Annotated in this window: 29 protein-coding genes; 6 read left to right on the forward strand and 23 right to left on the reverse strand. The window is 44.1% G+C overall.

The window, feature by feature from the left end:
* Positions 1 to 28 precede the first annotated feature (28 nt).
* Positions 29 to 334 (reverse strand): hypothetical protein, encoded by a 306-nt coding sequence (locus tag Q3W13_RS12890; protein WP_302864446.1) that lies wholly within the window; start codon positions 332 to 334, stop codon positions 29 to 31.
* A gap of 230 nt (positions 335 to 564) precedes the next feature.
* On the opposite strand from Q3W13_RS12890, the gene mnmE reads away from it, so the two are divergent.
* Positions 565 to 1,935 carry a tRNA uridine-5-carboxymethylaminomethyl(34) synthesis GTPase MnmE gene (gene mnmE / locus Q3W13_RS12895; protein WP_302864447.1) on the forward strand — a complete coding sequence of 457 codons (1,371 nt, stop codon included), beginning with the start codon at positions 565 to 567 and terminating at the stop codon, positions 1,933 to 1,935.
* 32 nt (positions 1,936 to 1,967) lie between these two features.
* On the opposite strand, the gene Q3W13_RS12900 is transcribed toward mnmE, so the two are convergent.
* Positions 1,968 to 3,503 (reverse strand): cryptochrome/photolyase family protein, encoded by a 1,536-nt coding sequence (locus Q3W13_RS12900; RefSeq protein ID WP_302864448.1) that lies wholly within the window; start codon positions 3,501 to 3,503, stop codon positions 1,968 to 1,970.
* A 30-nt stretch (positions 3,504 to 3,533) separates the two neighbouring features.
* The gene (locus Q3W13_RS12905) at positions 3,534 to 4,085 is read right to left on the reverse strand and encodes a lipocalin family protein (RefSeq protein ID WP_302864449.1); all 552 of its coding nucleotides are present in this window, start codon (positions 4,083 to 4,085) and stop codon (positions 3,534 to 3,536) included.
* Positions 4,086 to 4,124: 39 nt separating this feature from the next.
* Between Q3W13_RS12905 and Q3W13_RS12910 the strand changes: the two genes are divergently transcribed.
* Complete coding sequence (locus Q3W13_RS12910; RefSeq protein WP_302864450.1) at positions 4,125 to 4,265, forward strand: DUF2256 domain-containing protein; 141 nt, start codon at positions 4,125 to 4,127, stop codon at positions 4,263 to 4,265.
* Positions 4,266 to 4,332: 67 nt separating this feature from the next.
* On the opposite strand, the gene Q3W13_RS12915 is transcribed toward Q3W13_RS12910, so the two are convergent.
* The 16 genes from Q3W13_RS12915 to Q3W13_RS12990 all read right to left on the reverse strand — a co-directional run bounded on the left by Q3W13_RS12915 (position 4,333) and on the right by Q3W13_RS12990 (position 17,961).
* Positions 4,333 to 4,854, reverse strand: coding sequence for a 2'-5' RNA ligase family protein (locus Q3W13_RS12915; protein WP_302864451.1), 522 nt, complete (start codon positions 4,852 to 4,854; stop codon positions 4,333 to 4,335).
* Positions 4,848 to 5,579 (reverse strand): SDR family NAD(P)-dependent oxidoreductase, encoded by a 732-nt coding sequence (locus Q3W13_RS12920; protein WP_302864452.1) that lies wholly within the window; start codon positions 5,577 to 5,579, stop codon positions 4,848 to 4,850. The genes Q3W13_RS12915 and Q3W13_RS12920 overlap by 7 nt, the downstream gene beginning before the upstream one ends.
* 12 nt (positions 5,580 to 5,591) lie before the next feature.
* On the reverse strand, positions 5,592 to 6,821 hold the full coding sequence (locus tag Q3W13_RS12925) for an NAD(P)/FAD-dependent oxidoreductase (protein WP_302864453.1): 1,230 nt from the start codon (positions 6,819 to 6,821) through the stop codon (positions 5,592 to 5,594).
* A 3-nt stretch (positions 6,822 to 6,824) separates the two neighbouring features.
* Positions 6,825 to 7,544, reverse strand: coding sequence for an SDR family NAD(P)-dependent oxidoreductase (locus tag Q3W13_RS12930; protein WP_302864456.1), 720 nt, complete (start codon positions 7,542 to 7,544; stop codon positions 6,825 to 6,827).
* Positions 7,541 to 8,224: a GTP cyclohydrolase I FolE gene (gene folE / locus Q3W13_RS12935; RefSeq protein ID WP_302864457.1), complete on the reverse strand. Its 684-nt coding sequence runs from the start codon at positions 8,222 to 8,224 to the stop codon at positions 7,541 to 7,543. The genes Q3W13_RS12930 and folE overlap by 4 nt, the downstream gene beginning before the upstream one ends.
* Before the next feature lie 13 nt (positions 8,225 to 8,237).
* Positions 8,238 to 8,951, reverse strand: a complete 714-nt coding sequence (locus tag Q3W13_RS12940; RefSeq protein WP_302864459.1) for a lycopene cyclase domain-containing protein — start codon at positions 8,949 to 8,951, stop codon at positions 8,238 to 8,240.
* Positions 8,948 to 9,415, reverse strand: a complete 468-nt coding sequence (locus Q3W13_RS12945; protein WP_302864461.1) for a sterol desaturase family protein — start codon at positions 9,413 to 9,415, stop codon at positions 8,948 to 8,950. Before Q3W13_RS12945 ends, Q3W13_RS12940 begins: the two co-directional genes overlap by 4 nt.
* Positions 9,399 to 9,929 carry an isopentenyl-diphosphate Delta-isomerase gene (idi, locus tag Q3W13_RS12950; RefSeq protein ID WP_302864462.1) on the reverse strand — a complete coding sequence of 177 codons (531 nt, stop codon included), beginning with the start codon at positions 9,927 to 9,929 and terminating at the stop codon, positions 9,399 to 9,401. The genes Q3W13_RS12945 and idi overlap by 17 nt, the downstream gene beginning before the upstream one ends.
* A 2-nt stretch (positions 9,930 to 9,931) precedes the next feature.
* Positions 9,932 to 10,384: a hypothetical protein gene (locus tag Q3W13_RS12955; RefSeq protein WP_302864463.1), complete on the reverse strand. Its 453-nt coding sequence runs from the start codon at positions 10,382 to 10,384 to the stop codon at positions 9,932 to 9,934.
* Positions 10,381 to 11,217: a phytoene/squalene synthase family protein gene (locus Q3W13_RS12960; RefSeq protein ID WP_302864465.1), complete on the reverse strand. Its 837-nt coding sequence runs from the start codon at positions 11,215 to 11,217 to the stop codon at positions 10,381 to 10,383. Before Q3W13_RS12960 ends, Q3W13_RS12955 begins: the two co-directional genes overlap by 4 nt.
* 3 nt (positions 11,218 to 11,220) lie before the next feature.
* Positions 11,221 to 12,711 carry an NAD(P)/FAD-dependent oxidoreductase gene (locus Q3W13_RS12965; protein ID WP_302864467.1) on the reverse strand — a complete coding sequence of 497 codons (1,491 nt, stop codon included), beginning with the start codon at positions 12,709 to 12,711 and terminating at the stop codon, positions 11,221 to 11,223.
* Positions 12,708 to 13,601: a MerR family transcriptional regulator gene (locus tag Q3W13_RS12970; RefSeq protein ID WP_302864468.1), complete on the reverse strand. Its 894-nt coding sequence runs from the start codon at positions 13,599 to 13,601 to the stop codon at positions 12,708 to 12,710. Before Q3W13_RS12970 ends, Q3W13_RS12965 begins: the two co-directional genes overlap by 4 nt.
* Positions 13,602 to 13,661: 60 nt before the next feature.
* The gene (locus Q3W13_RS12975) at positions 13,662 to 14,429 is read right to left on the reverse strand and encodes a TIGR02757 family protein (protein ID WP_302864469.1); all 768 of its coding nucleotides are present in this window, start codon (positions 14,427 to 14,429) and stop codon (positions 13,662 to 13,664) included.
* 73 nt (positions 14,430 to 14,502) lie between these two features.
* Complete coding sequence (locus Q3W13_RS12980) at positions 14,503 to 15,642, reverse strand: cystathionine gamma-synthase (RefSeq protein ID WP_302864472.1); 1,140 nt, start codon at positions 15,640 to 15,642, stop codon at positions 14,503 to 14,505.
* A gap of 198 nt (positions 15,643 to 15,840) precedes the next feature.
* Positions 15,841 to 17,313 (reverse strand): proline--tRNA ligase, encoded by a 1,473-nt coding sequence (gene proS / locus Q3W13_RS12985; RefSeq protein WP_302864474.1) that lies wholly within the window; start codon positions 17,311 to 17,313, stop codon positions 15,841 to 15,843.
* A gap of 168 nt (positions 17,314 to 17,481) precedes the next feature.
* Positions 17,482 to 17,961, reverse strand: coding sequence for a Dps family protein (locus tag Q3W13_RS12990; RefSeq protein WP_302864476.1), 480 nt, complete (start codon positions 17,959 to 17,961; stop codon positions 17,482 to 17,484).
* Between the two features lie 94 nt (positions 17,962 to 18,055).
* On the opposite strand from Q3W13_RS12990, the gene Q3W13_RS12995 reads away from it, so the two are divergent.
* The 3 genes from Q3W13_RS12995 to Q3W13_RS13005 are packed head-to-tail and all read left to right on the forward strand — an operon-like array spanning position 18,056 to position 20,609.
* Positions 18,056 to 18,814 carry a DUF4905 domain-containing protein gene (locus tag Q3W13_RS12995; RefSeq protein WP_302864478.1) on the forward strand — a complete coding sequence of 253 codons (759 nt, stop codon included), beginning with the start codon at positions 18,056 to 18,058 and terminating at the stop codon, positions 18,812 to 18,814.
* Positions 18,815 to 18,835: 21 nt separating this feature from the next.
* Positions 18,836 to 19,984 (forward strand): LysM peptidoglycan-binding domain-containing protein, encoded by a 1,149-nt coding sequence (locus Q3W13_RS13000; RefSeq protein WP_302864479.1) that lies wholly within the window; start codon positions 18,836 to 18,838, stop codon positions 19,982 to 19,984.
* On the forward strand, positions 19,977 to 20,609 hold the full coding sequence (locus tag Q3W13_RS13005; RefSeq protein ID WP_302864481.1) for a uridine kinase: 633 nt from the start codon (positions 19,977 to 19,979) through the stop codon (positions 20,607 to 20,609). Before Q3W13_RS13000 ends, Q3W13_RS13005 begins: the two co-directional genes overlap by 8 nt.
* A gap of 64 nt (positions 20,610 to 20,673) precedes the next feature.
* Here the strand turns inward: Q3W13_RS13005 and Q3W13_RS13010 are convergent, their stop codons facing one another.
* The 3 genes from Q3W13_RS13010 to Q3W13_RS13020 form a co-directional block, all read right to left on the reverse strand.
* Positions 20,674 to 21,330 carry a 3-oxoacid CoA-transferase subunit B gene (locus Q3W13_RS13010; RefSeq protein WP_302864483.1) on the reverse strand — a complete coding sequence of 219 codons (657 nt, stop codon included), beginning with the start codon at positions 21,328 to 21,330 and terminating at the stop codon, positions 20,674 to 20,676.
* 3 nt (positions 21,331 to 21,333) lie between these two features.
* Positions 21,334 to 21,717, reverse strand: coding sequence for a four helix bundle protein (locus tag Q3W13_RS13015; RefSeq protein ID WP_302864485.1), 384 nt, complete (start codon positions 21,715 to 21,717; stop codon positions 21,334 to 21,336).
* A gap of 69 nt (positions 21,718 to 21,786) precedes the next feature.
* Positions 21,787 to 22,485 carry a CoA transferase subunit A gene (locus Q3W13_RS13020; protein WP_302864488.1) on the reverse strand — a complete coding sequence of 233 codons (699 nt, stop codon included), beginning with the start codon at positions 22,483 to 22,485 and terminating at the stop codon, positions 21,787 to 21,789.
* A gap of 165 nt (positions 22,486 to 22,650) precedes the next feature.
* Here Q3W13_RS13020 and Q3W13_RS13025 point away from each other — a divergent pair, with 165 nt between their 5' ends.
* On the forward strand, positions 22,651 to 23,229 hold the full coding sequence (locus Q3W13_RS13025; RefSeq protein ID WP_302864489.1) for a hypothetical protein: 579 nt from the start codon (positions 22,651 to 22,653) through the stop codon (positions 23,227 to 23,229).
* 58 nt (positions 23,230 to 23,287) lie between these two features.
* Here Q3W13_RS13025 and Q3W13_RS13030 read toward each other — a convergent pair whose 3' ends face one another.
* On the reverse strand, positions 23,288 to 24,367 hold the full coding sequence (locus tag Q3W13_RS13030; protein ID WP_302864490.1) for an SGNH/GDSL hydrolase family protein: 1,080 nt from the start codon (positions 24,365 to 24,367) through the stop codon (positions 23,288 to 23,290).
* Positions 24,368 to 24,496: the final 129 nt, after the last annotated feature.

Here is a 24,496-nt window from a genome sequence, read left to right on the forward strand (position 1 = left end):
AGGCGAAAGTATGGAATATTGTGATAAGTTAAACTTTAGCAGGGCTCTTCTTCGTAATTCGCCCAATCCTTGCATCACAATGCGAAATCAATTCACAAATTTTGACAGCAGATGTTTCAAAATCATCTGCGCCGTCGGGCAGCAACAGCCAGTTACTTAGCTTATCGGCGCCCTCTAACAAGAATGGTTGCAATTCAGGCAGTTCCCTTAGAAGAGATTCATGGTACGCTATTTCGGTGGCAATCCATATTCCGTTCCACTCCGGCCGTTTTGCGACTTTGGATAATACGATCATCAGTTTCTTACCCCAATACACATAATACCATCCAAACATATATTTAAGCACGACATTGCCTGGAAGGTAATCGAACACAAAGATGTAGGGGATAGTTTTCGCCCTAAGGTAAAATTACAATTTATTTGATAAAGGCATTTATGGCATATGGCCAACAAAAAGCTGCACTTAAATGCCGAACTTTGTGTACTTAACCGGGTTTTATAGAACGTTGAATTGTATTTTCAGTTCTTTATCTCCTCTTGATTTCAGGTTCAGACAATTAAAGAATGACTAACGACCAAACGATAGTAGCTCTTGCCACAGCCGCCGGTACCGGAGCAATAGCTGTGATCCGCCTTTCGGGGCCGGATGCGATAACGATAGCAAACAGCGTTTTCAGGGGGAAGGATTTAACCAAACAGGAGTCGCATACTATACATTTCGGCAGCATAGCAGATGATGAGACGGTTTTGGATGAAGTGCTGGTTTCCTTATTTATCGCTCCCCGCTCGTACACCAGGGAGAATGTGGTGGAGATATCCTGTCATGGTTCGCAGTACGTCATTGAGTCTATTATAAAATTACTGATAAAAAAAGGCGCCCGTTCAGCCAGGGCCGGGGAGTTTACGTTGCGTGCATTTTTAAACGGCCAGCTTGATCTTTCGCAGGCCGAAGCCGTGGCTGATTTAATTGCTTCTAACTCTAAGGCGTCGCAGCAAGTGGCGTTAAATCAATTGCGCGGCGGTTTCAGCAGCCAGCTGCAACAGTTGCGCGAACAATTGGTGCAATTTGCATCGCTGATCGAGTTAGAACTTGACTTCTCTGAAGAAGATGTTGAATTTGCCAACCGCAACCAGCTTAGAAAGCTGATACTTGAAATAAATGGTGTTATTGGCGGTTTAATCCGGTCTTTCGAGTTGGGTAACGCCATCAAACAAGGTGTAAACACAGTTATAGCCGGCCGGCCAAACGCCGGTAAATCTACCTTGTTAAACGCGCTTTTAAACGAGGAGCGGGCAATTGTAAGCCATATCCCGGGCACTACGCGGGATACTATTGAAGAGGTGCTGAATATCAACGGGATCAATTTCAGGTTGATAGATACTGCCGGTATTCGTGAGGCTACTGACACCATTGAACAAATAGGCGTGCAGCGCACCATGGAAAAAATCAGCCAGTCAGCCTTATTGATTTACGTTTACGATGCGTCAGCCATTACAGAAGCAGAGCTTGACCAGGATATTGAACGCTTGCATAACCCTGGCATTAATATGCTGTTGGTTGCTAATAAAATTGACTTGCTGAACGGCGCGCCTACAGTTATCGATTTCCCGGCCTACGGATTTTCAGACATCATATCCATATCTGCCAAAGAAAAACTCCATATTGACGAGCTGAAAAACAAGATATACGGGGCCGCAATTAAAAGCCAGCTCAGCGGTGACGAGACGCTGGTGACCAACATCCGCCATCTGGAGGCATTACAAAAAACTGAAGAGGCCCTCAGTCGGGTACTTACCGGTATGGACGATGTTACTTCCGATTTCCTGGCGATGGACATTAAACAAGCGCTGCATTACCTGGGTGAGATCACGGGAGCAGTTACAACGGATGATTTACTGGAAAATATTTTCAGTAAGTTTTGTATCGGTAAATAATCCTGTTTACCCCTCGCAAACAACATTGATATTTAAAGAGAGTCGGGATTGTCCAAATATTTCCGGGCCTGATTTAAGGTTTTTTCCAGTTCGTCTTTGTCCATTCTATCGAGATTTTTGTAGACCATTGACATGCGCGGATTTTTATAGAAGCGGTCTCTATGAATATCGATAAAATGCCAGTATAAGCTATTGTATGGACAAGCACGCTCGCCATGTTTCTTTTTGAAGTCGTAATGGCAGTGTTTACAATAGTCACTCATCCGGTTAATATAAGCTGCAGAAGAAATGTAGGGTTTTGACGCAATTATCCCGCCATCGGCAAACTGGCTCATCCCACGTGTGTTGGTTATTTCCACCCATTGAATAGCGTCAATATAAACCCCCAGATACCAGGCGTCCACCTCATCAGGATCACTACCCATTAGCAAAGCGAAGTTCCCGATAACCATGAGGCGTTGGATGTGGTGTGCCCAGGCATGTTCTAACGACTGCCCGATGCATTTAGCAAGACAATTCATTTTTGTTTCGGCTGTCCAGAACCATTCAGGGAGTTTACGCCCGTTATTAAAGAAATTGAGCTCACCGAATCCCGGCATTTTTGCCCAGTAAACGCCGCGCATAAACTCGCGCCAGCCAATCACCTGCCGGACGAAGCCTTCTACCTGTTGCAATGAAATCCGTTCTTTATGAGCTTCCCAGGCGGCGATCACTTGTTGAATCACCTGCATGGGAGTAATCATCTTAGTATTCAAAGCAAATGACAGACGGGAATGAAATAAACTGATCTGATCCTGTAGCATGGCGTCCTCGTAAGTACCGAAATCCGGCAGCAGATGCTCGCAGAAATACGATAGTAATTTCAGCGCCTCTTTTTCAGCTAACGGCCACGGAAAGTGCGCAGCATCGACCTCTCCAAAATACTTAACGTTCATATCATCTACCATCTTTTTTATGCTGGTTAGGTCATGATCAAAATTCAGGCGATGTGGAATGGGCGACTTGCCATCATATTTATTGCGGTTATCGGCGTCAAAGTTCCATTGGCCGCCAACCGGTTTGCCGGCCACCATCAGAATAGAGAAGCGTTTTCGCATATACCGGTAAAAGTTTTCCATTAAGTAACTTTTACGGTCGCCAAAGTGTTCCGCGAGTGTATTTCTTTGCGTTAAAAAATGCTCGGTATCTGCTACACCATGACTTATTGTGAGATTTTGGCAATACTCGCGGAGTTGCTGATCCAGCCTGTATTCATCAGGTAGCTGGTATTCAAAATGCGTAATACTGATTGCTTTGATGAGGAAATCAAGGTTTGATGTAAAGCTATGCTGATTTTTTTTGTCGTCCAGCTTAATATAAATCACGCGGTGTCCTTTCTTTTCCAGCTGATGAGCAAAGTTGCGCATCGCGGCAAAAAATCCGAGAATCTTCTGGATGTGATGCTTAACGTATTCCTGTTCCTGACCGACCTCCATCAGGACATATACAATATCGTCCTCAATTTTTTTTAACCAGCTATGCCGGAGGTTCAGTTGGTCGCCCAGGATTAAACGGAGAGTGGTGCTCATGTAAGCTTTATAATCTTAATTAATTAGCGCTCAATTACCCTGATTGGTCCAAACCAGTTTCTCCGTTTGGTATCCTAACGACCGCGCTATGCCGAGATAGTTATCCTTTACCTGCTGCGGCATTGTTTTATCGCGTGAAAGTAACCAAAGATAGTCCAGGTTATTACCGGCAACCAGCGCATATCTATATTCGGGGTCGATAGCAATCACATTATAGCCTGCGTAAAACGGGCCGAAGAACGATACTTTTAAACGCCCTTCCGACGGTTGCCCCGCCAGCTTTGCTTTACCAATGCTTTCTTTCCATTTTTGATCTTTGATACTATATCCTTTATTGTCTACACGTATCGTATTTTCATCTATTAAAGAATAGGTAGCGGTTACGTTTTGAAGTCCGCGTTCGAATTTAAAATCCATCCTTGCAATTTCGTACCAGGTTCCGAGGTATCTCTGTTTATCAAAAGGTTGTACCGCTTTAGCTCCCTTGGGGATAGTTACACACGAGGCTAAATTTACTGCAATTGCTGCCGCAGCGACGGCGGCTAATCCAATTAATGCTTTATTTTTTCTTTCCATCGCCATATATGAAATGTTTAATTTTGTTTAGCGTTTTATCTGTCAATGCCCAATCAAATCAAGAAACAACATCTACCCGTTAAAAACTGTGCCGTTTGTGGCAAACCCTTTGCCTGGCGAAAAAAATGGGAGAAGGTTTGGGAAGATGTAAAATATTGCAGCGATCGTTGCCGCAAGCAGCGATAGTCCTACTGAGTGGTTTGTATCGGCTTGTTATTACTTACAGAGCCATAAACCGCATTTCAAATTCCATTCATTGTTCACCAAATTTAATCCTTTTTATTAGCTCCCATGGCCCGCCGCAATAACGATACAGTTCTACCCCGAATGCATCAAATTGAAAGGGTGTAAAATTTGAATTCAAACCCGCAAATACTTTTTGCGCAGTTAGGGCATCAACTTTATTTTGAATAGTGACATGGGGCCAGAGTTTTTGTTTGTCCTGTGCGGTAAGTTCAGTGGTAAATGATTTCTGAAGCGCATAATGAAATTTGTTCAATTCCTCGCTTAAAACTTTGATTGCAGTCCCGTTCCCGATGGAAACTACACGTTCGGCCAATAAGCAGAACTGTATTTGACGTGCTGTAAGAAGCTCGATAACTGACAATGTTTCCTGTTCATTCTCAAGCGCATGAAATAGTGTTAAATGCGCCTGCAGGTAATTCCGCTCCGGGGGGAAATATTTTTGGCGTAAGTAATTAAAATATTGCTTCGCGATATCATCCATCCAAAGAGACAAAATCAATGGTCTTGCAACATCAGAACCAGCTACCATGGAAGTTTTTTTCCGTCACGATAAAAGCCGCCCGTTGGACCTTCTTTCGGCAAGGTTGCAGCCCATACTACACTTTTGGCACCCTCTTCGACCGGTCGCGCACCCCATTCCGCTGTTCCCGGATATGTTGCGGTAAAACCCGGGCAAACCGCATTCACTTTGATACCCTTCGATTTAAGTTCGGCGGCGAGCTTGACCGTTAAACCATTCAGCGCTAATTTGCTTAATCCGTAAGCCGTGGTATCACCTTTAGCAATGAGGCCGAAGGCGATATCACTGAAGGCGCCAGCGCCGCTGGACACATTTACAATCCTTCCATTATCACTTTTTTCCAACAAAGGCACAAAGGCTTTAATCATTCGCCAGGCCCCAAACAGATTAGTTTCAAAGGCTTTATGCACAAAGTCAAAAGATTGCTCCATTGGTAAACCGCCCTGATCGTAAAATCCGCCTGCGTTGTTGATCAGCACATCCAGCCGGTGCCATTTTTCAGCAACCTCTTTGGCAGCATAATTAACGCTTTCATCGCTCAGGATATCAATAGTAAGAGCAGATGTATTGTGCCCTTCCTTACGCAACTGATTTGACAAGTCAGATAGCTGATCGACGTCGCGCGCAGAAATAATCACACGATAGCCGGCTTCCGCCAGTTGTTTTGCGGTTTCATATCCAAGTCCCATCTTCCGGCTTACGCCTGTTACTAATGCAATTTGCTGGTTTTCCATGAAATAAATATTTTAAACAGAAAGTATCGCTTCCGCGGCCAGACGCCCGGATTTCATAGCTCCGTTGATGGAGCCGTTCAGTATATAGTCTCCGCATCGGAATAAATTATCCGAGACCTTAAAAGCCCATAAAGTATTACTGTCGATCGGTTTATCCTTAGCTGGTAAGGCATAGGGAATATGATATGCTTTAACAAGTTTCCAATTAGCCGCATCGGTGAACCAGTAGCTTAACTCATCTTTAATCTTTTCAGCAATGGTATTTACATCGCCATTACCGGCGAATACTGAAACTGCAATTAACGCATCGCCAACTGAAGTATAATCCGGAGCAACGTTGTTCATAATGGCAATGTTATTAACGATATGTTCCGGTTTTGTGTCGAGGGCGATCATAGGTATGTTGAGTGGGGCCTTTTCAGCGCTGAAATAAACGGTATGGGCTGATTTTGAATCGAAATCCCTAACTAACGGATAAGGAAGTTTGGAAGCCTCGGTCGCCACCAGAATATGATCACAGAAATATGAATTGCCTTTTGCGGATCTCACCGTTCTCTCTTCCAAAAACACGGCCTCTTCATTCAGTCTGATATTGGCTGTTAAAGGTTGTGCCAGTTGCTTGGGAATCATTGCCATCCCTTTAGCCGGTACTGCTGTTCCGCCTTCGCTAAACATTTTATAGAGGAACTCGAACATGATGCTAGAGGTGGCAAGCTCGTCTTCTAAAAATACCCCGGCAAAAAAAGGTTTAAAAAAATTCCTGATCATTGCCGGTGAAAACCCATAGTCTTCAAGGTAGTTTAATGTAGGAATTGACTGACCTGAGAATATATCTGTTATTGTACGGGATTTAAGCCCTTGCCGCAACGTCAACATTCTGACTTTGTCGGCAAAAGTGCCGGCTGAAGAGGTTAAGGTATTCCATAATTGAGCGGGCTTTCTGAAGGGGTCGCTTACGGTGGTCATTCCGCCTTCTTTAAGTATCACTGCACCCGGATCAAAATATTTCAGGTCGAGTGCTTTGTAATCGAGCAGTTTTTTCGCTTCAGGATAGGCAGTAAGTAAAACCTGAAACCCCCTGTCCAGTTGATAGCCATTAATGTAATCGGTTCTGACGCGCCCACCCACGTCATCGCCTGCCTCCAGAACAATTACAGATCTGCCGCTGGCTTTAAGGACATTTGCGGCAGTCAGCCCGCTAATCCCTGCTCCAATAATAACTACATCTGCCGACTCTTCCATACATCAAGATTTCAATAACGTTCCTAAGCCGCCATCCACCCCTATGATCTGTCCCGTGATCCACGAGCTGTCTGACCCTAACAAAAAGCAAATCGCTGCCGCCTGATCATCAACCGATCCTACTCTTTTTATCGGGTGGCGCTGCGCAGCGCTTTCTCTCTTTTTTTCGTCACTCAGTAGCCGTGATGCCAATGGCGTATCTGTTAAAGAAGGCGCAACAGCATTTACCCGTATCTTTAAAGGCGCAAATTCAGCTGCCAGCGCTAGGGTCAGGCCGTTAATTGCGCCTTTGGCAGCTGATACACTGGAATGAAAGTTCATACCGACCTTTGCGGCAACGGAACTAATCAGTACGATCGAGCCTTCGCCCGCGGCTTTTAGCGCTGGCAATACCTTTTGAATTGCAGCTATTGCGCCGATAACATTGAGATGATGGTCAAGTTTAAAGTCTTCAATTGTAAATCTCTGGAATGGTCTGAGGTCTATGCTGCCTACAGCATAAACTATTCCTGAAAGTGTATCGGGGAGAAAGCCCTCGAGGTCTGCTTCATCATTTGTTAAAACATCGTATGTTTGATAATGCACGGATGCCGGCCATTCCGGTGATGCAGATCTGGATAAACAGTAAACTGTAGCTCCGGAATCTATGAGCCGTTTAACGATAGCCAGACCAATACCGCTGCTTCCGCCAACAATTACAAAGTTTTTCCCTGCGACGCTCATAACTCAACCATTTTTAAAAATTCAGCCCTGATATCTGGCTGTAAAAATTTACCGCGAAATTCTGTTGTGACCGTAGTACTGAAAGGATCAGCCACTCCGCGCGACGAAACGCAGTGATGAAAGGCATCTACCATAACAGCAATGTCGTCTGTGCCTAACGCTTCAGATAGTTCTGCCGCAATTTGTATCGTCAAACGCTCCTGCACCTGCGGGCGTTGCGCGCAGTATTGAACCAACCTGTTTAATTTGGATAACCCAATTACTTTACCGTTGCTGAAATATGCTACATGTGCCCGGCCTGTAATTGGCACAAAATGATGTTCGCAATGACTTTTTACACTTATGTTTCGCTCCATCAGCATTTGGTTATAGCTGTATTTGTTTTCGAACAGGGTTACCTCAGGCTTATTGGCGGGGTTCAATCCGCTGAAGATTTCTTTAATGTACATTTTGGCTACCCGCTTTGGCGTATCCTTTAAACTGTCATCAGCCAGGTCTAACCCCATCGTCTCCATAATTGACCTGAAATGATGCGCGATATGTTCAATTTTCGTATCATCATCCATATCAAAGGCATCCGGTCTTAGCGGAGTATTAGCAGATTCTATCATTTGTTTTTCAATGCAGTCCAGCAGCTCATCTGCGGATAATTTTTTTGTGTTTATTAACGTGTCGCTCATGTGAGTATCAATCTTATTTTTTTTGCAGTGTAGTTGCCGGCTGATTATTTTTATGGAGTGTTCCCTGGTATATCCACACGTTAATCAGTATCAGGCCCATTCCATAAAATACATCTTCAATAGGTATAGTTAGTATACGCAGGCCTATGATCTCGCCGGGATTATACCAAACTATCGGCGCCCCTAAACCCGTACCGGTCAGTAATCCATTAACGATCATAAACGGGATCATTAAGATGCCATATACCAGGTAAAAACGCCTCATCCACTGTACTTCTTTGATAGTAGCCATTAAAATGATTACTGCGGGAACGGTAAAAGCAGTGACTGAATAATAATTCGGGTAGTAAATGATGACAAGGGCACCTAAAGCTGCTACAAGGAAATAATTAAAAAATTTCAGCCGGCTTGTAGCTCGTTCTATCGGGAACAGCTTTGATGCACTATCGAAAGTAAATACGCAGGCATAAGGTATGCAAACAAAAAAAAGTACCTCTTCAACCGGCAAGTTCCATATATAGATTCCTAACAAATAGTCACGGTTAAATCCCCATACACCTTTGTGTGTAAACCATGCATCCCAAACGCAGTAAGCGACCGTAGTGACACCGATTGCCGGGAGTAACGCATACCATCGCCTGTATAGCCGGCTTGAGGGATGGAAGGAAGCTATAACCGGGACAAGGACGCTTAACAGATCGATCAATAAGTAAGTTTGCCTGGTCATGCGTTTTTGCTCTTTTGTTCTTTAAAAAACTTGAGCGGCACCCACAGCATACCAAAGCACTCCCCGTCTTCTTTTCCTAAATGCTTATGGTGAACTTTGTGCGCCCTGCGTATGCCCAACAGGTATGCGTTATTGCTGTTTCTGAATAACTTTATTCGCTGATGAATAAAAATATCATGTACCAGGAAATAACATAGTCCGTAGAGCGTAATACCCAGTCCGATAAACAAAGCATAAGTTGCCGGCGTGTAAATTCCGATAGCAAGGCAAGCTATGCCGGGCGTCGCAAAAATCAAAAAAAAGAAATCGTTGTGCTCAAGAAACCCGTACTGTTCCTTGTGGTGGTGATCTTTATGAAGCCGCCACAAAAAACCATGCATCAAATATCTATGTGCAAGCCATGCTACGGCCTCCATCAAACCGAATGACACTATAGTAATTAATATATTAAGCAGGATTTTCATTTTCCTTTTTCTTAAGATCGATTTTATCCAGACATAGACTTAGCCAAGGTGTATAGCGATCCGGGTGTTGCTGAATACTTTGTTGCAATGTTCTTAATTCCACGTATTGGTAGTCTTCAACTTCTGCCGGATTGACTACCGGAACAGAATTGGTCACGCCGATAAATATGTGGTCATTTTCGTGCTCTATAAGTCCATTGTCAAACGCTGAACAATACAATAGGGTACCCCAGGCAGTTAGCCCGCAATCCATACCCATCTCTTCGTTCAGTCTGCGGCGTGCAGCATCAATACTTGCCTCACCGGGCCGTGGATGCGTACAACAGGTGTTGCTCCATTTTCCGGGGGAATGATATTTTTCAGCAGCCCGTTTTTGAAGCAGTAGCTGCCCGCCGCCATTAAAAATAAATACGGAGACTGCGCGATGCAGCGCGCCAACTTTATGAGCTTGCATTTTTTCCATTCTGCCCAATTCGTTGTCATTTTCATCTACTAAAATTACCTCTTCCTCCATTGTCAATTTTGCTTCATAAAGTTTAAAATCCGTTTTTTCAAGTCCTGGTCTTCGATGGTATCAAGTCGCTGTACAATCATGGTGCTATCAGTTCTTAGCTGATGATTGTAACTGAGCATAGCCGGCAGATTTCGCTGAATGCCGTAGCGAATAAACCGGCACTCCACATTGTTTGAATCTGCAGCAATGCCGGTTTCAATCATCTGTTTACCTTTATTAAACGCAGATAATTTTCTTATTGGATTGACAGCATACCTGGCCTCCATCATCTCTGCGGCGCCACGGTAGCAGGTAATCACCGGATTCTCCGGCGCTGTAGCAAGAATTTGCCTGAAACAAGCAAGGCCGGACCTATGCCTGGCGGCAGCCGCATATGCTGTTCTCACGGCCACTATATCATAGTTAGCTGCTGCCGCATTTATGCTAAATAAGATCATAATAGCTAAAGTCTTCATATCCAGCCCAATTTATGTTTTAATAAAGTATCAAAAAGGAGCAGTAACTTGCGCCCGTTGGACACCCTGAACCGTTTGGAGAACACCGCGCAAGCACGGGAGAGCTGAATTTTTTCAAACAACTCGCGATAATACTGATAGGCCAGGTAAACGCCGCGCCTGGACGACCGTGGTAGCTCGCGTATTCCTTCCAGAGCGGCTTTAAAATCTTTTTCGATATCCTCTTCTATCCTTTTCTTGTCGCTTTCTGTAAAGTTTGCCAGGTCTATTTCCGGAAAGTAAGTCCGGTTCAGCTGCAGGTAATCAGCACCGATGTCTCTTAAAAAATTAATCTTCTGAAAGGCGGCCCCCAGGCGCATAGCCTTTGGCCGCAAAGCCTCATAACGGCTTTTATCGCCACCGGTAAAAACATACAAACACATCAAACCGACAACTTCGGCTGACCCCAGTATATATTCTTCGTATTTTTGCTGGTCATAATCCTGGTCGTCCAGGTCCATTTCCATACTACGCAGGAATTGACTGATCAATTGATGGTCGATCTGATATTTCCTGACAGTCTCCTGAAAGGCATTTAGAATGGGATTCAGGCTGATGCCTTTATCAATGGCCTCAAAACAGTCCATCTTAAATTGCTCCAGCAATTGCCTTTTATTGTAATCGTGGAAACTATCTACTATTTCGTCCGCCAACCTTACAAATCCGTAAATAGCATAAATAGGATCGTGCAATTCCTTATCCAGAAAACTGATCCCCAGCGAAAAGCTGGTACTGTAACGACGGGTTGTCAGTTTACTGCATTCTGCGGACAGGCGGTCGAATTTTTCTTTCATGCACTAATTTTTCAGGTAGTTTAAAAGTTGAGCTGCCGCAACGTTGCCCGATATGATAGCCGGCGGAACACCGGGGCCCGGTACGGTTAAATGGCCCGCAAAAAATAAATTACTGAGGTGTTTGTTTCGTATGGAAGGCTTCAATATCGCTGTTTGGCGCAGTGTATTGGCTAAACCATAGGCATTGCCTCCAAAAGAATTGTAGTCTGCTATAAAATCTGATACACAATAACTTCGCAGATAATCAATATCCCCCCTAAACGCTTCGCCGCAATAAGCTTCCAGTCTCGTCATAATTTTTTCAAAGTAGATCTCCCGTAATGCGTCACTGTCTCTCATACCCGTTGCAAGGGGCATCAGGATAAAGATATTTTCGTGACCCGCGGGCGCGATACTATCGTCGGTCTTTGATGGGCAACACACGTAGAATAAAGGTTTTGACGGCCACTGCGGGTTTTTATAGATTTCATCAGCATGTACTTCAATTGATTCATCAAAAAACAGGTTGTGATGAATGAGGCGCTCAATCTTACGTTTTACACCTATATAAAAAATCAGAGCAGAAGGGGCCATAGTCCGGTTCTTCCAGTAACCCGGATCGTAATTGCGAAGCTGGGCTGGAAGTAATTGCTGGTCGATATGATGATAGTCAGCCGAGCCAATTACTCCATCAGTTTCGTAGTTTCCGCGTTCGGTAATCACTTTACTTATGAACTTATGATGGGTCTCGAAGCCTTTAACAGCTTCACTGGGATAGAACTTGGCGCCTGCTTTTTCTGCAACGGATTTCATGGCCGCCGTAACTTTCCCGAATCCTCCCTGAGGATACCATGTCCCAAGGGCCAGTCCGGCATAATTCATCAGGCTGTAAAGTGCAGGCGTATCTTCAGCCACGGCGCCAAGAAATAACGCCGGAAACTCCATTAACGCCCTTAGCTGCGGATGCTTAAAATGAGCCTGAACATGCTTGCTGAGCGAAGTAAACACCTGTAGCCGGAAGATTCCGCGGATGAGTTCTGCATCAGCAAATTCCAGCAGAGACCTGCCCGGCTTATAGACGAGTCTATCAATACCGACCTGGTATTTATAACCGGCCTCCCTTAAAAACAGGCGCAACTTCTCCGCAGACCCCGCCTCTAAACTTTCAAAAAGTTCTTCGATAGCTGCAAGATCTGACGGAATGACCATGACATCCTCCTTTCCGAATATGATGGCGTATTGAGGATCTAATTTTGTGAGCCTGTAAAAATCAGTTGACTTGCATCCGAAGTCAGCAAAAAAACGTTCGAAGACGTCCGGCATCCAATACCAGCTGGGCCCCATGTCGAAAACATAGCCATCGTCGGTATGGATTTGCCGGGCGCGGCCGCCAATTTCAGCATTTTTCTCAAAGACGCTCACGTTGTGTCCTGATTTGGCCAGATACGCCGCCGCACTCAAACCGGAAAACCCCGCGCCAATTACCGTTATATTTTTTTGCTCTTGCCGCGTCATAACGATTCCCCGATTAGTTTTTCGAAATCTGGCAGGCTTTCCAGCCAATGTATATTTTCAGCACATTTTACACTGCTGAGGACTTTTCTATTACCGGAGAAATAAATTATATGGTCAGGGAATGAGGCTGTTAGCCGGTTAAGGTATAACTGCGCGTCATCAACCGGTCTTAACCGTGTCATAAAAAACATCAGGTTTTGCGGCCCGGTCGCGGCCACGGTGTTATCCACTGCAGATAAGGGCACTTTAGGGCCGAGGTAGGTAACCTGATGACCCGCCGACCGTAACAGGTAATTCGCTAACAGAAGCCCAATATCGTGATCTTCGTCTTCCGGTAAAAACAAAAGCCATTTCGATTTAGCTGTTGATTCTTTACTCTGGATACTATCAATTGCTACAAATAGCTTTTGTCTGATGATCGACGACAGGAAATGCTCCTGTGCGGGGCAAAGCTTTTCAGTTAGCCACATTAAGCCCACTCTTACCAGCATCGGGTAGATCACATGCTTGTAGGTATCAGTAACGCCGCTCTGTTCAAAAGATTTTGTGATAAGTTGATTGACGCCATTTTCATTGAAAACAAGTGCGTTACTGATGATCTGGGAAATGAAATAACTATACCTGTTCTCGGTTGGCAAGGTACTGCTTACTTCTTCGCGCAGAAGCTTACCCATATCTTCGGCACTCAAACTACAGGCTTTGGAGATCTTATGACCAGCATGATAAAGCCCTGCAATGCTTAGCAACCGCTTTAACTGATCATCATCGTAAAATCTGACATTTCCTGATGTCCTTGACGGCGTAAGTGCACCATAACGCCGCTCCCAGATGCGGATGTTATGTACAGACACGCCGGAAAGCTGCTCCAGGTCAGATATAGAGTAATTCATTTTGTCTAAGTTTTAATTCAACAAAATTAGACAAATAATTCGTTTTTTTAAATTTTGTTTTTAAAACTTCTCCTCTATCCCCAGCCCAAACAACGCAAAATCATATTTCACAGGGTCATTCGGATCAAATTCACGCAGGCGTTCGGTTAGTTCAACAGCAGTTTGCCAGTCGGTTTGTTTGCGGGTGATGAGTTTCAGCTTACGCGCAACCCGGTCGACGTGCAGGTCGCAGGGCATAATTAGTTCAGACGGACTGATCTTATTCCAGATACCAAAATCCACACCACAATCGTCCTTGCGTACCATCCAGCGTAAAAACATATTCAGCCGTTTGCAGGTTGATTTTTGCGAAGGCGATGAGATATGTTTTTTGGTGCGATGTGGGTAGTCAGGCAGAGAGAAGAAATAGTCCCGAAAGCCCCCTAATCCCCTAAAGGGGGAATAGCCGCCATTAGCGGGAATAAAAGCATCTTCCAGTGTATTGTGGCGCTGATAATGATACCTGAAAAACGCAATAAAATACAACGTATCGATATCGTTGAAAGTGCGATGCTTGAATTTCAGCAATTTTTTAAGATCGGGCTCCTCGTGATTCATGATGAAATCATAAGGAGCGCCATCCATCAGGCTGATCAATTCTTTACACTTATTAATAATGGTAACACGTTGTCCCCAGGCCAGTACAGCCGCCCAAAAGCCCATGATTTCGATATCCTGCTTTTTGGTAAACAGGTGCGGAATGGAAATAGGGTCGTTCTTAATAAAATCAGGGCGGTTGTATTGGGTTGCCTTACTGTCAAGAAAGGCTTTAATATCTTGTATTTCCATATCAGCAGCCGTGGCAGCAAAGAGTAGCAGTTGAACAATCAATAACTGCTACCGCCACTACTTACTGCAACTTTTAATTTAAAGCCTGTTTCAAATCCTCCAGCAAATCGTCCGCATCCTCCACCCCTACGCTTAATCGCAGCAGGTTGTCCACTACACCTGCTTTGTCGCGTTCAGCCTTCGGTATCGAGCCGTGTGTCATGCTTACCGGGTGATTAATCAGCGACTCCACTCCTCCTAACGATTCTGCTAACGCAAATACTTTAAAGTTTGAAGCTATACGGAAGGTCTCCTGCAAATCAGCATCTTTTAAAACGATAGAGATCATGCCGCCGAAGTCGCGCATTTGTTTTTTGGCAATGGCATGGTTAGGATGATCTTCAAAACCCGGCCAGTATATTTTCTCCACTCTTGGGTGTGTTTTCAGGAATTCGGCAACTTTGCGGCCGTTTTCGCAATGCGCTTTCATACGCAGGTGAAGCGTTTTTATACCGCGCAGTACCAGGAAGCTATCCATAGGCCCCGGTGTAGCACCGCAGGCGTTGTAGATAAACCATAAGCGCTTATAAAGGTCTTCATCGTTCATCATCAGTGCTCCCATTACCACATCACTATGGCCACCAATGTATTTGGTAACCGAATGCATTACAATATCAGCACCCATATCTATCGGATTCTGCAGATATGGCGAAGCAAAGGTATTGTCGACCACAAACAGCGCTTTGATATCCTTAGCAATCTTACCAATCGCCTCTATATCAACTACCTGCATAGTCGGATTGGTCGGCGTTTCTATCCAGATTAATTTGGTATTGGCATTTGAGTATTCGCGCACTATTTCCGGATTAGATAAATCCAGGAAATGAAACTTGATTCCATAATTGCTGAATATCTTTGTAAAAATGCGATATGAGCCGCCGTATAAATCGTTGCCCGTAATTACTTCATCACCGGGCTTTAGCAGCTTCATCACAGCGTCAGTTGCGCCCATTCCGCTGCTAAATGCTAAACCGAATTGTGCATTCTCCAAAGCTGCCAGGCAATTCTCCAGAGCCTTACGGGTAGGATTTGTGCCACGCGAGTACTCATACCCTTTATTAGCCCCCGGCGATTTTTGCCAGTAGGTAGATGTCTGGTATATCGGCGTCATCACTGCGCCGGTTGTTGGGTCAGGTTCCTGACCTGCGTGGATAGCCTTAGTTGCAAATTTCATATTGGTTCATAGTTAATGGTTCATAGATCATAGTAGAAAAATTACATCGAAGTATTCATTTCAATATCTGATCGCGCCTGTAGATTCTCTCAAACTTTGTCATTGCGAGGAACGAAGCAACCTCGTCATCATGCATAACAGACAAAACATAGTGAAGAGGTTGCCGCGCTCGTTCCTCGCCCGCAATAATAAAATCGGTCAATATGCTCTTGCAAACAATACCCTCTGGGTACTTGGCTTCCCAGTCAAAATACACTTCCCCTCCTCCTGTTTATTATTCAACGGGATACAACGTATCGTCGCCTTCGTCTCGTCTTTTATCCGTTGCTCTGTTTCAGGGGTACCGTCCCAATGCGCTGAAAGGAAACCTGGTTTTTCATCCAGCAAACGTTTAAACTCATCATAGTCGTCAACCTCAGTCGTATTTTCAGCGCGGAAGTTTAACGCTTTTTGGAAAATGTTCTGCTGTATATCCTCCAGCAAACCTCCTATTTGCGAAGCTAAACCATCCTGGTTAACAGTCTCTTTAGTCTTGGTGTCGCGGCGGGCCAGCTCAACCGTACCATTCTGCATATCACGGCTGCCAATGGCTACGCGCAGGGGCACACCCTTCAGCTCATACTCGGCAAACTTTGCCCCCGGGCGATGCGTATCCCGGTTATCAAATTTAACCCTTATGCCTTTCGCTTTCAGTTCTTTTGAAAGTTCGGCAACATACGCGGAAATATTGTCCAGTTCTTCCTGGTGCTTATAAATAGGCACAACGACCACTTGCGTAGGGGCCAGCTTTGGGGGCAATACCAAACCAGCGTCATCGCTGTGTGCCATTATCAGCGCGCCTATTAAACGGGTTGATACACCCCAGGAGGTAGCCCAAACGTAATCCAGTTTATTTTCTTTATTCGTAAATTTTACATCGAACGCTTTTGCGAAATTCTGTCCTAAAAAGTGCGAAGTGCCTGCCTGCAAAGCTTTGCCGTCCTGCATCAATGCCTCAATGCAATAGGTATCCAGCGCTCCGGCAAAACGCTCGTTAGGAGTTTTGCGCCCACGAACTACCGGCAATGCCAGCCAGTTTTCTACAAAGTCGGCGTACACATTAAGCATTTGTTCGGTTTCGGCAATAGCCTCTTCCGCTGTAGCATGGGCGGTATGGCCTTCCTGCCATAAAAACTCCGAAGTACGCAGAAACATGCGGGTACGCATTTCCCAACGCACCACGTTCGCCCATTGGTTAACCAGTATAGGCAGGTCGCGGTAACTCTGTATCCAACCTTTGTAGGTGTTCCAGATGATGGTTTCAGATGTCGGGCGCAAAATCAGTTCTTCTTCCAGTTTGGCATCCTCATCCACAATTATGTTGCCTGTACCATCATTTTTCAAGCGATAATGTGTTACCACTGCACATTCCTTGGCAAAACCATCAACGTGGCTCGCTTCTTTCGAGAAAAAAGATTTCGGTATCATCATGGGAAAATAGGCATTTACGTGCCCGGTTTCCTTAAACATGCCGTCGAGTACAGACTGCATTTTTTCCCATATAGAATAACCGTAAGGTTTGATGATCATACAACCTTTAACCGGCGAGTATTCGGCCATATCCGCTTTAATAACCAGGTCGTTATACCATTGCGAGTAATCTTCTTCCTTACTTACAACCCCTTTGCTCATATTAATTTATTTTGATTAGATGTCTATATTTTATAAAGAGGCCAAATTTAAACTAAGATTTGCAGGATTAGAGGATTTTAAGATTAAAATTTAAAAAAAGAAAAAGCCCGTCTCGCGACCAGGCTTTTTCTAAAATTCCGAAATTTAAAATCCGAATTCCGAGATCAATTAGTCTTCGTTAATAAATGACCTTAGCATCCAGGTATTCTTTTCCTTAAACTGCATAAAGCGGTTTATCATGTCGTTGGTGCCATCATCGCCTGCGTCAGCGGTAATTTCTAAAAGATCACGCTCCATTTTAATTAAAGTAGCCATGTCTTCAACGATAGCTTTTACCATGGCGGTATCTTTCAGGCCGATAGTATTTATTTCTTCGATGGCCGATTGTTTAATATAATCGGCAAAAGTGCTGTAAGGCGCCTTACCAAGCGTTAATATCCTTTCGGCCAATTCATCAATGGTGGTAAGGGCTGCTGTATAAAGCTCCTCAAATTTAAGATGGAGCGTAAAAAAGTTATTTCCTTTTACATTCCAGTGGCAGCCGCGAACTTTTTGATAGTGGATGTGATAATTGGCCAGCAATTCGTTCAGATGGTCAACAACAGGTTTTTCTTTCTTTTCGTCGAGGCTTATTTTTTCTGCTTTCATAGTTTTTGTGTGTTATGATTATTATAAAGGATTGGGTAATTGTGTTTTCAAAGATAGCTAAAACGGGTATTTATCCGGATATTTGCAGGCAATTATGACACTCTCGCCACACATCAGCCAGCAATTCCCGAGCCCTGTGTGGCGTATGGAGATCGATGGGCTCAATGACATACTTTTTGCTGAGATCAGGAATAATGAAGATAAGTCAGTCTCCTTTAGTGCCGTAGGTTTAAAAACAGGTGAAATTTATTTTGATGACCTGACTACTCCTGAACGCTGGCTTACAGGTATAGAAGCAGCCTGGGATGGTGTGCTGCTTATCCACTATTATCAGTCAGAAAGCGGCCCGGCTCATAAAGGTTTAATGGCGGTGAATGCGCTTAACGGTGAAACGCTGTGGACTAATTTTTCGTACAGTTTCGACCACCTAACGGCGAAGGGCCCGGTTGTTTACGACAGCCGGATTCAACCGCGGAAGTTATTTCTGGCCGACATTAAAACGGGCGCCGCCACACGTATTTACGAACCATACATCGAATCTGAACCTCAAAATCACCTACAGATCCCCCGGCAGGTACTTGCTGATGATATCCCATCAGACTTGTCAATACCTCACCCTTACGCAAATTGGGTACATTATCTTGAATACAATAATTTTAGAATTGTATCTTTGCACGCGCTAAAGGCGGGTACGCTTGTGCAAACACTATTTGTATTTGACGGAGACTGCCTGGTATATGAAGATTTATTGAATACCGCTATACAAAAAATCCAGCCGGAGGCGTTTATATTGCATAAAAACTGTTTAATTTACATAAAAAATAAAACTGAACTAAAAGTTTTATCCCTATAAATTATTGACCCATAGTTCATTATGAAATTTAAGATCTTATTGTTATTTGTTTCGTTATTCGCTTTTTCGTCGTCATTTGCAGCATCGGTTAAAGATTCCATAGGCGTGAAAAACAACGACGGAAAGAAGATGGTTGTATTTAAAATTAAGGCTGGCGACACCTATTATTCAATCGGTCACAGGTACAATATCAAACCTGCTGTGTTGATGAAATTTAACGGCGCGAAAAAAGAGACGCTTTCATTAGGTAAAATAATATACGTTCCTACAGATATTCCATTCAAAAAAAGTAAGAAAGAAAAATCTGAATCTGTTGCTAAAGAATCGAAAAAGGCAAAAGTTCCGGAGCACGAAACCAAGAAAGAGAAAAAAGCCAGGCTAGCACGCGAGGCTAAAGAAGAACGGGCCGCTGAGCGTCGTAAGCATAAAGAGGAGGCTGAAGAGGCGCCAGAACCCGAACCCAAACAGGCGGAACAAGCTCCGGTAGCGGTAAATGTACAGCTGCCGCAACAACCAGCCCAACAGCCCCAGCAAACCGTACAACAGGATAATACACCGCCCACGCAATATAAAGTTGGCGCAGGCGAGACTTTGTATTCTATAGCAAAACGCTTTGGTACAACGGTAGACCAGGTTACTAAATTTAATAAGCTTACTTCTACCAACTTACAGCCGGGACAGATATTGCTGATCCCTAATACGCCGACGGTAAATACACAAACCGTTGCGCAGGTGCAGCAAGCCGTACAAACGGTAACACAGCAGCAGGCAGCTGCAGGCGCCGACACGCAGCGTGTGATTGCCAAACAAGATTCCAATTTAAAAACAGCCACATTTTTAAAGGACAGCGCTGAGCGTCATATCAGTAACCCCAACAAGTTTGGCATCTACGAAAAGGATGAAAAAGGGGCAGCTACCTGGATTGATGACCCCAGCCTGGATCCTAACAAAAAACTGGTGTTGCACCGCACCGCTCCGATAGGAACTGTAATAAAAATTACCAACCCGATGACTAACCGTACTACTTTTGCTAAAGTAGTGGGACGTTTCACTGATAATGAATCGACAAAGGACGTTATTATAGTGATGACCAAAAATGTTGCCGACGCATTAGGCGCTTTGGACAAACGTTTCCATGTAAACATCAGCTACGGCAGCCCGAATGAATAGACCTTTTGTAATGGGTATTGCCGGGGGAAGCGGTTCCGGCAAAACCTTTTTTCTAAAATGTTTCCTGGAACATTTTTCTCCTGAGGAAGTTTGCCTGGTATCGCAGGACGATTATTATTTTCCGGTGGCCGGCAATATGACTAAAGAGGAAAATAAACTTTACAATTTCGATCTGCCTGATACTATCGATCACGATCATTTTGAAGCCGATATTGAAAGCCTTATGGCGTGGAAGGCTATCACGAAAAAAGAATATACTTTTAATAACTCGGAAGCCATTCCAAGAATGCTGGAGATAAAACCCGCCCCTATTATTATTGTTGAGGGCTTATTCATACTTCACTTCAAAAAAATATCTGAAACGCTTGATCTAAAGGTATTTATTGAGGCAGATGACGATATTGCCCTGCAACGCCGCCTGAAACGTGATTTAATAGAACGCGGCTATTCGCATGATGATGTGATGTATAAATGGGTAAACCATGTAGTGCCGGCTTATAAAGAGTTTTTGCTTCCTTACAAGAATGAATGCGACAGGGTAATAGTTAATAACACCCATAAAGCTGAAGACATTATCTGCGTAACAGAAGAGATCTCCAGAGATTTGAGGGAAAAACTTTTCTAGCCGATAGACGATAGTTCATAGCAGTTACAAAAACCAGGGTCTATCATCCATTACCTACTATGGACTAAATTACCATCTCCGGTACCTCGCCTTCAATAATCAGCTTCCCTTCAGTAGCATTTTTAATCTGTTCGATAGTTACCCCTGGCGCCCTTTCCAGCAGTTTAAAACCGCCTTCGGGCAACACGTCGAGCACGGCCAGTTCAGTCACTATCTTTTTAACGCAGTTGATACCGGTTAAAGGCAGTTTACAGCGTGTTAACAACTTTGACTCGCCTGCTTTGTTTACATGTTGCATGGCCACGATAATATTCTCTGCAGAAGCTACCAGGTCCATCGCGCCTCCCATACCCTTTACCATTTTGCCGGGGATTTTCCAACTGGCGATATCGCCATTCTCGGAGACTTCCATGGCGCCTAATATGGTAAGATTAACCTTTTTCGCGCGGATCATGCCGAAGCTCATTGCTGAATCGAATATAGCGGCGCCAGGCAGCATGGTTATGGTTTGCTTACCTGCGTTAATAAAGTCCGGGTCTTCTTCGCCCTCATATGGAAACGGCCCCATACCCAACAAGCCATTTTCTGACTGCAATACTACGTCCATACCGGCCGGTATATAATTGGCAACCAGCGTAGGTATACCGATGCCAAGATTTACATAATAGCCGTCTTTAATTTCTTTAGCAATTCGTTTTGCTATACCATCTTTATCTAACATTATTCAATTTGATGATTTGGTGATTTGAAAATTTGAAGATTGGCTTTTTGAACTGGCTATAATTTTAGACAAAACTTTGATAATCGATTTTAGTTTTTCCATCAAAGCCTCATTGAAAGGATAGGTTTTCGAGAGCTTGCATAAAAGTAAAAAATACTCTGTCTCGTCAGCTTCTTTCGCGGCAATTTTCAATTTATGGATAAAATCATTTTTGCTCTCGGCATTCTGAGCTTCTCTAACGTTAGCGCCTATCGAAGTGCCTGACTTTAATAGTTGATTCGCCAAAACAAATTTTCTCAGACCTTTCAATTCTTCAACAAATTCAATAATTTCTAAGGCAAATTCAAAAGTTATATTTACAATTAGGTTGTCTTTATCATTTCTCATACTTTCAAAAGTATTCAGGCCATTATTCGCGGTTTCATCTTCAAATCAGCACATTGTCAAATTTCCAAATTAAACTTTTTTACGCACTGTACGCTGTTCTATCCGTTTCTCATAATCCTTCCCCTGAAAAATCCTGTGCACGTAAATACCCGGCGTATGAATAAAGTTAGGGTCAAGCTCCCCTGGTTCTACTAATTCCTCAACCTCAGCGATAGTAACGTTTCCGGCCATAGCCATTACTGCATTGAAATTACGCGATGTTCCGCGGTAAATAAGGTTGCCCATCGTATCTCCTTTCCACGCTTTTACGATGGCGAAATGGGCCTCGAATGCCAGTTCCATCAGGTAATCTTTACCGTTAAAGTTTCTCACTTCCTTTCCTACGGCTACTTCTGTGCCAATACCAGCTGGTGTAAATATTGCCGGCATACCATAGCCAGCTGCCATACAGCGTGTTGCAAGTGTGCCTTGAGGTATTAGTTCAACTTCCAGTTCGCCGCTTAACAGCTGACGTTCAAACTCGGCGTTCTCACCTACGTATGACGAGATCATCTTTTTTACCTGGCGCTGTTTCAGCATCAGTCCGATGCCGAAATCATCCACCCCGGCGTTGTTGGAAATGCAGGTTAAATCTTTAACACCTTTTCGCACAAGCGCAGCAATGCAGTTTTCGGGCAGGCCGCTCATCCCGAAGCCACCCAGCATCAGGGTCATGCCGTCCCGTATGTCGCGAATGGCTTCATCAGCGCTACTGACAGTTTTGTTCATAGTTGATAATTGGTAAAGCAAAGGTAGTCTTTTTTAGCGATTAAATATTATGTATGCATAGTATTTCAATCTAACTAAACCACACTTTTTGTTTATTTTCTTAACTTTTACTTAAAACAAAATAGCAGCGAAAACGTAATTAGTTATACATCAATTAGCAATCCTATGGCAATTAATCAGTCGTACCTGGACGGCGAGCATGGCCTTTCAGCTACAAAAAGCAATAAACCCAATGCGTGGCGCGTGGAGGGAGCTAAAAACCTTGACGAAGGCAAGCTCGAAAGAAACTTATATGGCAAAGCCGAAAGTAATATGAAACCGGTTAAGGAAGGTCAGGCTATGGGCGGACATAGCTTCGGTAAGAATAGTAATACTCCGGCCGGAGACGATAAAAACAATCCTTCCAGAACAGCCGGATATAATAATGCCTACTTTGCCCGCACCGAGCCAATGGAAGAGCATCCGGAGGACAGTAATTTTAAAACAAAAGACCAGGACGGCGCACCCGATTATGCCAAGGCCCAGCCATACGCTCACTGGACAAACGAAAATCCAAAACCCGAACCGCCAGAACGCGGCAACGGTGAGAATGACCGTCCTCATGAGGAAACCGGCTATCGCGAAGGCACGGTGGATAATGAAAACGAACCCCAAATAAATAATCCCGGCCCCAACGAGGTCCCTGATCAGCAAAAGGTTGGCGAAAAGCTAAACGACGACGATATCGAGCACATTGAGACTTAGTTAGTTATCAGAGACCTGTTAATCAGAGGCTAGATGAGATAGTAACTAACAAAATCGACTAATTCACTATCTTGTTCTCGTCCATAAACGCAATCAAATCGTCGGCCATCGCCTGCTGCTCTTTTGCATTCGGATGGCCTGGCGTGTTTTTATAAGGGATGAAATGCGTATAAATATTTTTGTCGTGTAATCCGTCAATTGCCTTGTTAATGTAGACAGGCCATGGTGAGCCCGTCCTGGTAGCATCCATACTTCCTAAAATGCAGACTATTTTTGCCTTAGGATATTTGCCACGAATGCTTTTAACAAAGTTTTGATATGCATTAATAATGAATTCAGGCGTTGGAGGAGTAGTACCGAAACGCGCTTTGAATTGCTCGTTGTCTGACATTTTGGTTATCCAGGCATCATTCTGAAAAAGGTTGATAACCACTACATCGGGGGTATATTTTGAGAAATCCCATTTGCTATTGGCGTCTGTAGCATCGAGCCTGTCGTACATTTCAGGCATTATTAAAGGGAACCAGCTGACTGTGATACCTATACCACTTTTCGAGATGCTGTAAAATTCAGCATTATAATGTCTTGCAGTTATTGCGGCATAGCTGATGTAGCCATTTTCATATGGGCTTGTTCCCCTGTCCTGCCCTGTTGTATCGATATCTGCGTAACCGCAGGTGATGGAGTTGCCATAAAATTCTATTTTGTGCTTCGGCATAGGCGGCGCAGACAGTATTTTACTGCCTTTTTCTAGCGTAAAGGAGTACAGCCACGTTTTACCCATTGCCCATTCTGTGCGTTTGAATAACTCGAGGGAATGCTTGCCTTTTTTTAATCCTGAAGCCAGTACGTAGGTTCTTTTTTCTTTCTCAGGGTGCAATACGCTTATCACGCTGTCGTCAACAATAACATTGTAGTTGTTATCAGATCGTTCATCGCTCAAAGTTGCGCTTACGCCCGTGCCGCTAAAGTTGACCTTCACTGCATTAGCCGACCATGAAAGTTCCGCGGCGCTATCGCGCATCGCTACACGGCCCATGTAATGAATATGCGGATCGTTAAATTTGATAGTAGTTTGGGCGTTAGCAGATAAAGATGCAGCTATACCGAAAATGCAGATAAAATACTTGTAGTTCATAATTTAAAACTATCGTGATCGCTGTAAGGAGAAAGGAAGAATCCCCGTAGCTATTGTCATGTCCTTGTACATGTTCGCTGTGTTTAGCTATGAGATTGCTTCGTTTCCCGCAATGAAACAAATTAGGTT

It is taken from the genome of Mucilaginibacter sp. L3T2-6 (assembly GCF_030519355.1).
Taxonomy (GTDB): Bacteria; Bacteroidota; Bacteroidia; order Sphingobacteriales; family Sphingobacteriaceae; genus Mucilaginibacter.